This is a genomic window from Streptomyces sp. NPDC056835 (assembly GCF_042789485.1).
GTDB lineage: Bacteria > Actinomycetota > Actinomycetes > Streptomycetales > Streptomycetaceae > Streptomyces.
Genome location: NZ_JBHUBB010000003.1, coordinates 330747 through 342508, shown reverse-complemented (window position 1 = coordinate 342508; position 11762 = coordinate 330747). Strand labels below are relative to the sequence as shown.

Sequence of the window (11762 nt, the reverse complement as noted above, 5' to 3'; positions counted from 1 at the left end):
GCCTCGGACACCTCTCCGTGCCGGATCGTATGGGCGTCAAGGCTGTACTTTTCCCTAAGGAATTCAGCGGCCCCCGGCGGAAGACTAGGGATTCTCCGGAGCGTGGTGTGAGACCAAGTAACTGTTCCGCTTCATCGCGCGGCGCGGCCACCCGGCGACCGGCCGTGTGGGTACCTGTGGCACCGAACGCTCCGGCTGCCACTTCCGAAGGGTGTTGTCCATGGGCTCGATTCGGCGGCCGATCCTGTTCGTCAGCTATGCCGAAAGCGGTCTTCTCAACCCGCTTCTCGTACTGGCGGAGGAATTGTCCCGCCGCGGGGTGGAGGATCTGTGGTTCGCCACCGACGAAAAGGGGCGCTCCGATATCGGGGCGGCCAAAGTGGGAACGCCCGTGGAGTTCGCTTCACTGGGCGGTGTGGTGTCTCAGATGTCGGCCGTCACCTGGGACGACGAGACCTATCGGGAGGTGACCCAGCGTTCGCGGTTCAAGGCGCATCGCGCGGTCATCAAGCACTCCTTCGCCCCGGAGTCGCGGGTGGAGAAGTACAAGCGCCTCGAAGCCATTGTGGATGAGGTGAAGCCGGCCCTGATGGTCATCGAGTCGATGTGCCAGTTCGGGCACGAGCTGGCCATCACGAAGAAGATTCCCTTCGTGCTGGGCGTGCCGTTCGTGCCGAGCAATGTGCTCACCTCGCATGTGCCGTTCGCCACGTCGTACACGCCGGGCGGCTTCCCGGTGCCGCACTCGGGGCTGCCGCTGGACATGACGTTCGCTCAGCGGGTGGAGAACCAGCTGTTCCGGCTGCGGACGCTGGGGATGTTCATGACGTCCTCGATGCGCAAGGTGGTCGAGGAGGACAACCGGATCCGCACCGAGCTGGGGATCGCGCCCGAGGCGCGCCAGATGATGGCCAGGATCGACCATGCCGAGATGGTGCTCTGCTACTCGGTGCCCGAGCTGGACTATCCGTTCCCGATGCCGGAGAAGATGCGGCTGGTGGGCGCGATGGTGCCGCCGCTGCCGCAGGCGCCGGAGGACGACGGGCTGTCCGACTGGCTCGACGCCCAGGAGTCCGTGGTCTACATGGGGTTCGGCACGATCACCCGGCTGACCAGGGAACAGGTCGGCGCGCTGGTGGACGTGACGCGGCGGCTGGCGGGCAAGCACGCGGTCCTGTGGAAACTGCCCAAGGAGCAGCAGGAGTTGCTGCCGCACCGGGACGAACTGCCGGACGGTCTGCGGATCGAGAACTGGGTCCCGTCCCAGCTGGATGTGCTGGCCCATCCGAACGTCAAGGTCTTCTTCACCCACGCCGGCGGCAACGGCTACCACGAGGGACTGTACTTCGGTAAGCCGCTGGTGGTGCGTCCGCTCTGGGTCGACTGCGACGACCAGGCGATCCGCGGCCAGGACTTCGGGGTCAGCCTGACCCTCGACCGTCCGGAGACCGTCGATCCGGATGATGTGTTCGACAAGCTCACGCGGGTGCTCGACGACAGCGCGTTCCGTGAGCGCGCCGAGCACTTCGCGGAGCTGCTGCGCGCCGCGGGCGGCCGGTCCGCCGCCGCGGATCTGATTCTGGGCCTTCCGGCCCTCACCGAGCCCGCTCCCGCCACCGACTGATCGAGGCCTTCCATGTCATACACCCATCCTGTGTCCAAGCCCTGGCTCGGCGGGCGTGAGCTCGAATATGTGACGGACGCCGTCAGCGACGGCTGGATCTCCTCGCAGGGGCCCTACGTCCGCAAGTTCGAGAGCGAGTTCGCCGACTACAACGGGAGTGCGTACGGCGTCGCCTGCTCGTCCGGTACGACGGCGCTCACGCTGGCTCTGCGCGCCCTCGGAGTCGGCCCGGGCGACGAGGTGATCGTTCCCGAGTTCACGATGATCGCGACGGCGTGGGCGGTGACCTACACCGGTGCCACGCCTGTCTTCGTGGACTGCGGGGACGATCTCAATATCGATGTCTCGCTCATCGAGGAGAAGATCACCCCCCGCACCAAGGTGATCATGCCGGTGCACATCTACGGCCGCCGCTGCGACATGGACAAGATCATGGATCTGGCCCATGAGTACAACCTGCGGGTCGTGGAGGACTCCGCCGAGGCGCACGGCGTGCGGCCGGTCGCCGACATCGCCTGCTTCTCGCTCTTCGCCAACAAGATCATCACCGCTGGTGAGGGCGGTATCTGTCTCACCGACGACCAGCACCTCGCCGATCAGATGGCGCATCTGCGGGCGATGGCCTTCACCAAGGACCACAGCTTCCTGCACAAGAAGCTGGCCTACAACTTCCGTATGACGAGCATGCAGGCGGCCGTCGCCCTGGCGCAGACCGAGCAGTTGGACACGATCCTGGAGACCCGCCGGGAGATCGAGCGGCGGTACGACGAGGGCCTGAGCGGTATCGACGGGATCACGCTGATGCCGCCGCGCGATGTGCTGTGGATGTATGACCTGCGGGCCGAACGCCGGGAGGAGCTGCGGGACTTCCTCGCCGACGAGGGCATCGAGACACGGCTCTTCTTCAAGCCGATGAGCCGGCAGCCCGGTTACCTCCACCCCGACTGGCCCTCGCTGAAGGCCAGCCGCTTCAGCGAGGACGGCTTCTACCTCCCGACCCACACCGGGCTCACCGCGGAGGACCAGGAGTTCATCACGGGAAAGATCCGCAAGTTCTACGGCGGCTAGGGCGTGTGACCTGCGACCTGTGACGTTCCGATCCCCAGGGGAATTGAGAAGATGACGACTACCGACAGGTGCCCGGTCGCCTTCCCGCTGCGGCGGCCCGGCCGGACCTTTCCGCCACCGGAGTACCAGGACTTCCGCGAGCAGGACGGACTGGTGCGCACGACGCTGCCCTCCGGCGTCCAGGTGTGGCTGGTGACCCGGCACGAAGACGTGCGTACGGTCCTCACCGATCCGCGGATCAGCTCCAACCCCTCGCATCCGGGCTTCCCCCGGGCGGCGAAGACCGGCGGGGTCCCGTCCCAGGACGAGGTGCCCGGCTGGTTCGTGGCACTGGACCCGCCGGAGCACGGGCGGTTCCGCAAGACGCTGATTCCCGAGTTCACCGTCCGCAAGGTCAGGGAGATGCGGCCGGCCATCCAGCAGATCGTCGACGAGCGTATCGACGCGATGCTCGCGGCGGGGAACACCGCCGATCTGATCGCGGACTTCGCGCTGTCCGTGCCGTCCCTGGTCATCTCCAGTCTGCTCGGGGTGCCCAACGCCGACCGGGACTTCTTCGAGACCAAGACCCGGGTGCTGGTGACGCTCACCTCCACGGACGAGCAGCGGCAGGCGGCGTCCATGGCGCTGCTGCGCTATCTCAACCGGCTGATCACCATCAAGCAGAAGCGGCCGGGCGACGATCTGATCAGTCAGCTCCTGGCCGAGGGGACGCTGAGCAAGCAGGAACTGTCCGGTGTGTCGATGCTGCTGCTGATCGCCGGGCACGAGACGACGGCGAACAACATCGGACTCGGTGTGGTCACGCTGCTGTCCAACCCGCGGTGGATCGGCGACGAGCGGGCGGTGGAGGAGCTGCTGCGCTACTACTCGGTCGCCGATCTGGTCGCCTTCCGGGTGGCCGTCGAGGATGTCGAGATCGGCGGGCAGCTCATCAGGGCGGGCGAGGGCATCATCCCGCTGGTCGCCGCGGCCAACCACGACGGGACCGTCTTCGACCGCCCCGACGAGTTCGACCCGAGCAGGTCCGCCCGTTCGCATGTGGCGTTCGGGTACGGAGTGCACCAGTGCCTCGGCCAGAACCTGGTCAGGGTCGAGATGGACATCGCCTACCGGACGCTGTTCGAGCGGATCCCGACGCTGGAACTGGCCGTGCCGGTGGAGGAGTTGCCGCTCAAGTACGACGGAGTGCTGTACGGGCTGCACGCCCTGCCCGTCCGCTGGTAGACCGGGCGACGCCCGCACGACCGCAGGAAACCGACGGAGGAATGATGGTTCACATCAGCGTGGACACCGAACGCTGTGTGGGAGCGGGGCAGTGCGTGCTGTCGGCTCCCGATGTCTTCGACCAGGACGATTCCGGGATCGTCCTGGTCCTGGAGGAGCCGGCGGACGAGCCGGGGCGGGAGGCCGCACGGCAGGCGGGGCTGATCTGCCCGTCCCAGGCGATCACCGTGAAGGAAGACTGAGCGGCGGACTCGCGCCCACAACGGGCTCTGCCCCCACCGGCGGTGGGGGCAGAGCCCGTTGTGCCGTCCGGCCGGGACCGGCCGTGCTACCAGGTGACCGGCAGTTCGGTGAGCCCGGACGAGAGCTGGCCGCCCAGCACCTGAAGCTCCTCGACCGGGAGGGCCAGGCGCAGCTCGGGCAGGCGCGTGAAGAGCAGGGTGTACGCCGTCTTCAGCTGCATACGGGCCAGCGGCGCGCCTATGCAGTGCCACATCCCGTGGCCGAACGTCAGATGCGGGTTGGGCGAGCGGGTGATGTCGAACAGCTCGGGGTCGTCGAAGACCTGGGTGTCGAAGTTGGAGAGGGTGAAGTCGAGCAGGACCAGATCACCGAATCGAATGGTGGCCCCGCCGATCTCGACGTCCTCGGTGGCGTACCGAGGCAGCACCGAGCCGCCCGCTTTCGCCGAGCGCAGGATCTCCTCCACGGCGCCCGACATCAGCTTCGGGTCCCCCAGCGCCGCGTCGCGCTGCTCGGGGTAGAGGGTGAACAGCACCACTCCGAGGTCGATATGGCTGGCGACGGCCTCCAGGCCGGCGAAGAGCACTCCGGCGGCTATCGGCCCGATGCGCTCGTCCGAGGGCTCGTTCACGCACAGCCGGGAGATCACATCGTCGCCGGGCTCGGCCCTCTTACGGCCCGCCAGCTCCACCAGATAGCCGAAGAGGTCCTGCTGTCCGCCCTGGACGGTGTTCGGGTCGTCCAGCCCGCCCATCCGGGACAGCAGGGTGACGAGCAGGCCCCGGTCCTCGGCGGGCACACCGATGAGTTCGCCGAGCACGGACAGCGAGAACGGCAGGGAGAACCCGCCGTGCAGATCGGCGGGCGGCCCCTGGGCGATGAAGCTCTCCAGCAGGCCTTCCGCGATGGCCTCGACCTTCGGCATCAGATTGAGCACGCGCCGGGCCGAGAAGTTCGGGGTGAGCATCGCGCGGGTCTCGGTGTGCAGCTTCCGCGCCAGCTCGGCGTCGTCGGAGACGAGCATGTCCAGGAACGGGTTCTGGACATAGCGCGGGGCGTTCGCCGGGTCGGGGTGCGCACGGGCCAGCCGCTCGTCACGGAGCAGTTCCTTGAGTTCGGCGTGGCGGGTCACCAGCCATCCCTCGTCGCCTGCGGGGGTGCGCACCTTGCAGACGGGGCTCCGGGTCTGGAGTTCGCGCAGCAGCGGGCTCAGCCGCAGCACGGTGGGCGGCACGCCCCTGAGCGACGGCAGCTCTTGGGATGTGGTCATGGGGGGTCTCTCCTCTGGACGGTCGGACGGTGGTGCGCGGGTCCGTTGTTCCCCGGGGCCCGTTACCTGTGGGGCGGGACCGGGCGGGGCGGCCTCGTACGACCGCCGCCCCGCCCGGCCCCGCCAGGGGCTTACGCCTCGCCGGCGGGCAGGCCGCCGAGCCACTCCTCGATGGTCCGCGCCGTCAGCGCGGAGTGCTCCTTGGCGAGGGACAGATGGTTGGCCTGGATCTCGCGGATGTCGTCCGCGGGGACGCCGGCGGTGTCGAACAGGAAGCCGTCCAGCGACTCCACGCACCGGACCAGCATCGTCGGCGCGGTGGTGGGCACCGTTTCGATGTCGGTCATCGCCATGAACCAGTGCGCCATCGCGGAGAGCCTGGCGCTGTTCAGCGTCACCGACGGCGAGTCGATGTCGGCCAGGTAGTACCGGGTGGTCCTGTCGAGGTCCTTGCCCTCGCCCGGCTGGTACTTGATGCTCGCGGTGTCCAGCAGGATCACCGCTTCGGGGCGGATGCCCCAGGTCTCCTCCAGTACGCCCGCGGCCAGATAGGCGAGCGAGCCGCCCGTCGAGTGGCCCACCAGGACGAAGGGTTCGCCGTCGCTGGCGTGCAGGGCGCTCTCCGCGACGATACGGGCCGCGGCCTCGCTCGTGGCCGGCAGCAGCTCACCGGGGGCGAACCCCATGAGCGGCAGGGCGGAGACATGCCGCTTGCCGCGGAAGTGCGCCGCGATGCGCGCGTACTGGTGTACGCCGCCGGTGGCGCCCGGGGCGCTGACGAAGACCAGCCGGGGGCTGCTCGGACCGTCCGCCAGGACGACGGGCGCCGACAGTTCCTCCAGGTCGGCGGGGGTCTCGAAGGTGGGGCGGGTGTTGGCGACGGCCTTGAGCATGCGCATGCCCTCGACCATCTTTCCGGCCTGCACCGCCGCGTAGAACAGGCCCTCCAGTGTCTCGTCCGGGTTCTGGGTGCCACGCGCGGCGGCGGGAGCTCCGGCGGCGGTGCCCGGGGTGCCGGGGGCGAGCTGCCCGGCCAGCTCCCCGTGGAGCCAGCGGGCGAGCTTCACGGGGGTCGCGTTGTCGAAGACCACCGAGCTCGGCAGCCGCAGCCCAAGCGCCTCGGCGAGCTGGTTGCGCAGCCCGACGGAGACCAGTGAGTCGAACCCCAGCTCCAGGAAGCCGCGTTCGGGGTCGACACCGCTCGGGTCGGGGTGGCCGAGGAGCGCGGCGGAGTAGCCCACCACCAGCTCGGTGAGCAGGCTCTCCTGCTCGGCCGCGGCCAGGTGCCGCAGCCGCTCGCGCAGGGTGACCGGCGAGCGGTCGGCCGCGGCGGCGGAGCGGCGGGTACGGGGTACCAGCTCCCGCCACAGCGCCGGCAGGGCCTGCTGTTCCTGGAGTCCGGCGACATTGATCCGGGTCGGCACCACCGTGGCCCGGTTCCGGACGAGCGCGGCGTCGAAGAGCGCCAGGCCCTGGTCGATGGCCAGCGGCGGCATACCGCCCCGGGCCATCCGCTCCAGGTCGGCGGTGCTGACATGGCTGGTCATGCCGCTGCCCCGGCCCCAGGGTCCCCAGGCGAGGGAGACCGCGGGCAGACCCTCGCTCCTGCGGTGCTGGGCGAGAGCGTCCAGGTAGGCGTTGGCCGCGGCGTAGTTGCCCTGGCCGGGGCCGCCCAGCACACCGGAGACGGAGGAGTACAGCACGAAGGCGGCCAGATCGAGATCGCGGGTCGCCTCGTGCAGATACCAGGCGGCGTCCACCTTCGGCCGCAGTACGCGCTCCAGCAGCTCCGGCGTCAGTGAGCCGGTCAGCGCGTCGCCCAGCACACCGGCGGTGTGGACGACGGCGGTCAGCGGGCGCTCCTCGGGCACCCCGGCGATCAGCGCGGTCACCGACTCCCGGTCGCCCAGGTCGCAGGAGACCACGGAGACTTCGGCGCCCCGCTCGGCCAGCGCGGCGAGCAGTTCCGGCACGCCCGGGGCCTCCTGGCCGCTCCTGCTGGCCAGCAGGAGATGGCGTACGCCGTGCTCGGCGACCAGATGGCGCGCCAGTTCCTTGCCGAGGCCACCGGTTCCGCCGGTGATCAGTACGGTGCCCTCGGGGTCCCAGGGGCGCGCCGCGCCGTCCGTCGCGGGCGTCTCGTCGATCTCGGGCAGCCGGGTGAGCCGGCCGGCCCTGACCGTGTGGGAGCGGACGACCAGCTGCTGTTCGTCGAGGCCGAGCAGACCGGGCAGGACGCCCGCCGACAGGAACGTGTCGTCCATGTCGACCAGCAGGAAGCTGCCGGGGTTCTCGGTCTGCGCGGACCGTACGAGGCCCCAGACGGCGGCGGCGGCCACGTCCTTGACGTCCTCGCCGTCGACGGCGACGGCGCCCCGGGTGACGAAGACCAGCCGTGCGCGGGACAGCGACGGTTCGTTCAGCCACTCCTGGAGGAGGCCGAGCGCGAAGGTGGTGAGGGCGCGCACCGACTCGGGTCCGGCCGCCGCCGGGTCGCCGACCACCGGCACCAGGAAGACATCGGGGGCGACACCGCTGTCGCCGACCGCGCCGGTCAGGGACTCCGCGTACGCGCTGACGGTCTCGTCGGCGCGGTGCATCGCGTAGCCCAGGTCGAGTTCGTCGACGCCGACGACCGCCCAGCGGGTGCCGGTGGCGGCCACCGGCTCGGGGACGGGCACCCAGTCGAGTGTGAGGAACGAGCCGCGCTCGATGCCGCCGGTCGTGGAAGCGGCCTGCCGGGGCTCGCCGGAGGGCGGGCCCAGAACGAGCGAATCGACCGAGAGCACCGGGGCGCCCGTCGTGTCGACCGCGCTCAGCGCCACCTCCTGCGGGCCGGTCGCGGTGATCCGTACGCGCAGGGCGGAAGCCGACGCGGCGTGCAGGGTCAGTCCGCTCCAGGACACCGGGACGGCGGCGGGCGCGCCGTCGGGGTCGAGGAAGCCCGCCGCGCGGGCGGCGGCGTCCAGCAGCGCCGGGTGGATGCCGAACGCGCCGGCGTCCTCGGCCACCGGGGGCAGCGCCACCTCGGCGTAGATCTCGCCCTCGCGCCGCCAGCCGCCCGACAGGCCCTGGAACACGGGCCCGTAGGCCAGGCCGGCTCCGGTGAGCCGTTCGTACAGTCCGTCCAGGGCGACCGGCCTGGCGTCGCGCGGCGGCCAGACGGCGGTGTCGAATCCGCCGGTCTCCTCGGCCTGTCCGGCCGTCGTGAGCACACCTCGGGCGTGCGGAGTCCAGCCGTCCGTGTCGCGGTCGGCGGGGCGGGAGTGCACTGTGAGCGCCCGGTTGCCGGAGTCGTCCGGCGCGCCCACCCGTACCTGCACCGTGACCGCGTCGCGACCGGTCAGTACGAGAGGGGCGGACAGGGTCAGTTCCGCCACGCGGTCCAGGCCCGCCTGGTCGCCGGCCCGGATCGCCAGCTCCGCGAAGGCCGCGCCGGGCAGCACGATCCGGCCGGAGATCCGGTGGTCGGCGAGCCAGGGATGCGACTGCGCCGACAGCCTGCCGGTGAGCACGATCTCGTCCGACCCGGCGATCGTGACGGTGGCGCCGAGCAGCGGATGCCCGGCGGCCACCAGGCCGAGACCCGAGGCGTCGCCGCTGACCGCGCGGACCGTGGGCCAGTACCGCTCGCTCTGGAAGGCGTACGTCGGCAGCTCCACCCGGCGCGCGCCCGTACCGGCGAACAGCTGGGCCCAGTCCACCGCGACACCGCGGGTGTACAGCCCGGCGAGCGCGGTGACGGCCGCGGTCTCCTCGGGCCGGTCCTTGCGCAGGACCGGCAGCGCCGTCACGGCCGGGTCCTGGACGGATTCCGTTACGAGGGCGGAGAGCACGGCGTCCGGGCCCAGTTCCAGGAAGGTCCGTACGCCGCGCCCGGCGAGCGCGCGCACACCGTCGCCGAACCGTACGACCTCGCGGACATGGCGCACCCAGTAGCCGGGGTCGGTGAGTTCGCCGGTGGTGGCCACCTCGCCGGTCAGGTTCGAGACGACCGGTACGGACGGCTCCTGGAAGGCCAGGCCCGCCACGACCGCGCGGAACGCGTCGAGCATGGGTTCCATCAGCGGCGAGTGGAACGCGTGGCTGACGGCGAGCCGGGTGGTCTTGCGGCCCTCGTCCGCCAGCCGGGCCGCGAGGTCGAGCACCGCGGTCTCGTCGCCGGAGACTACCACCGCGTCGGGACCGTTGACCGCGGCGACCGACACACGGTCGGTCAGCAGGGGCGTGATCTCGTCCTCGGTGGCCCGTACGGCGACCATGGCGCCACCGGCGGGCAGCGCCCGCATCAGCCGGGCCCGCGCGGCGACCAGCCGGCAGGCGTCCTCCAGCGAGAACACCCCGGCCACATGCGCGGCCGTGATCTCGCCGACGGAGTGCCCGGCGAGGAAGTCCGGTGTGACGCCCCAGGAGCTGACCAGCCGGTACAGCGCCACCTCGACGGCGAACAGCGCGGGCTGGGTGAAGCCCGTGTCGTTCAGCGCGTCCGCGTCCTCGCCCCAGATCACCTCGCGCAGCGGACGGTCCAACTCCCCGTCCAGCAGGGCCAGTACGGCGTCCAGGGCCTCCGCGAAGACGGGGAAGCGCGCGTACAGCTCCCGGCCCATCCCGACGCGCTGCGAGCCCTGGCCGGAGAAGAGCACGGCGAGCGCGCCCTTGCCGGGGACCCCGCGCGCCACCTCGACGGGCGCCCCGTCCTCGGCGTCCGCGGTGGCCAGCAGCACCGCGCGGTGCTCGAACGCGGTACGGGTCGTGGCGAGCGAGAAGCCGAGGTCGAGCGGGTCGCCGCCGCGCGCGTGCGCGAAGGCGCGGATCCGGTCGAGCTGCGCGTCGAGCGCGGCCCCGCCGCGGCCCGACACCGGCCAGGGCACGGCCTTCGGCGTGACGCCGGGCGCGGGCCCGGGCTCGTCCGCCGCCTCGGCGGGCGGCGCCTGCTCGATGAGCACATGCGCGTTGGTGCCGCTGATGCCGAACGACGACACCCCGGCGCGCCGCACCCGGTCGCTCTCCGGCCACGTCACCGGCTCGGTCAGCAGCCGTACGTCACCGGCCGTCCAGTCCACATGCGAGGAGGGCGCGTCCACGTGCAGCGTCCGGGGCAGCACGCCGTTGCGGAGCGCGAGCACCATCTTCATCACCCCCGCGACGCCCGCCGCCGCCTGGGTGTGTCCGATGTTCGACTTGACCGCGCCGAGCCATAGCGGACGGTCCGGTTCGCGGTCCTGGCCGTAGGTGGCGAGCAGGGCGCCCGCCTCGATCGGGTCACCCAGCGTCGTGCCCGTACCGTGCGCCTCGACCGCGTCCACATCGGACGGGGAGAGTCCGGCGCCGGCCAGCGCCTGGCGGATCACCCTTTGCTGGGAAGGGCCGTTGGGCGCGCTCAGACCGTTGGACGCGCCGTCCTGGTTGACCGCGCTGCCGCGCAGCACCGCGAGAACCGGGTGTCCGTTGCGCTGGGCGTCTGACAGCCGCTCGACGACCAGCAGACCCGCGCCCTCGGACCAGGCGGTGCCGTCCGCCGCGTCGGAGAACGCCTTGCAGCGCCCGTCGGCGGCCAGTCCTCCCTGCACGCTGAATCCGGCGAAGCTGGAGGAGGTGGCCATCACGGTCACCCCGCCGGCCAGCGCCAGTGAGCATTCGCCGTTGCGTACCGCCTGCGCGGCGAGGTGCAGGGTCACCAGCGAGGACGAGCACGCGGTGTCGAGCGTGACCGCGGGGCCTTCGAGTCCGAGGACGAAGGACAGCCGGCCCGACATGACGCTCGCCGCGAGGCCGTTGCCCGCGTAGCCGCCCATGTCGTCACGCGAGGCGAGCACCAGGTGCGCGTAGTCCTGGGAGTTGGTGCCGACGAACACGCCGGTCCTGCTGCCGCGCAGGGTGGCCGGGTCGATGCCGGAGCGCTCGATGGCCTCCCAGGCCACCTCCAGGAGGAGTCGCTGCTGCGGGTCCATGGCAAGGGCCTCGCGTGGCGAGATGTCGAAGAATCCCGGGTCGAACCGCGGCGCGTCGTGGACGAAGCCGCCCTCCTGGGTGGCGCTGCGTCCCTCTCCGTCACCGGCGAGCGCGTCCAGGTCCCAGCCGCGGTCCTCGGGGAATCCGGAGATGGCGCCGCAGCCTTCGGCGAGCAGTTCCCACAGGTCCTCGGGGGACCGGACCCCGCCGGGGAACCTGCATCCCATCCCGACGATCGCCACCGGTTCGTGGCGGCCGGATTCGGCCTCTTCGAGTCGTTGGCGGGTCTGGTGCAGATCCGTCGTGACCCACTTCAGGTAATCGACGAGTTTCTTTTCGTCCGGCATCGTCCGTGAACCTTCCTCAGATGTATCGCGT

At 71.0% G+C, this 11762-nt stretch carries 6 protein-coding genes; 4 read left to right on the top strand and 2 right to left on the bottom strand.

Annotated elements, in window-relative coordinates:
- The first annotated feature begins 220 nt into the window (after positions 1-220).
- Genes ACFRMN_RS05725 through ACFRMN_RS05710 form a run of 4 tightly spaced genes read left to right on the top strand, consistent with a single transcriptional unit; the run spans position 221 to position 4161 of the window.
- Positions 221-1624: a glycosyltransferase gene (locus tag ACFRMN_RS05725; protein WP_383013720.1), complete on the top strand. Its 1404-nt coding sequence runs from the start codon at positions 221-223 to the stop codon at positions 1622-1624.
- A 12-nt stretch (positions 1625-1636) separates the two neighbouring features.
- Positions 1637-2692 carry a DegT/DnrJ/EryC1/StrS family aminotransferase gene (locus ACFRMN_RS05720; protein WP_383013718.1) on the top strand — a complete coding sequence of 352 codons (1056 nt, stop codon included), beginning with the start codon at positions 1637-1639 and terminating at the stop codon, positions 2690-2692.
- Between the two features lie 51 nt (positions 2693-2743).
- Entirely contained in the window at positions 2744-3919 is a 1176-nt protein-coding gene (locus ACFRMN_RS05715) for a cytochrome P450 (protein ID WP_383013715.1), read from the top strand.
- A gap of 41 nt (positions 3920-3960) precedes the next feature.
- Positions 3961-4161, top strand: a complete 201-nt coding sequence (locus tag ACFRMN_RS05710; protein ID WP_383013712.1) for a ferredoxin — start codon at positions 3961-3963, stop codon at positions 4159-4161.
- A gap of 86 nt (positions 4162-4247) precedes the next feature.
- Here the strand turns inward: ACFRMN_RS05710 and ACFRMN_RS05705 are convergent, their stop codons facing one another.
- Positions 4248-5432: a cytochrome P450 gene (locus ACFRMN_RS05705; protein WP_383013710.1), complete on the bottom strand. Its 1185-nt coding sequence runs from the start codon at positions 5430-5432 to the stop codon at positions 4248-4250.
- A gap of 131 nt (positions 5433-5563) precedes the next feature.
- Positions 5564-11731: a type I polyketide synthase gene (locus tag ACFRMN_RS05700; protein WP_383013707.1), complete on the bottom strand. Its 6168-nt coding sequence runs from the start codon at positions 11729-11731 to the stop codon at positions 5564-5566.
- Positions 11732-11762 lie beyond the last annotated feature (31 nt).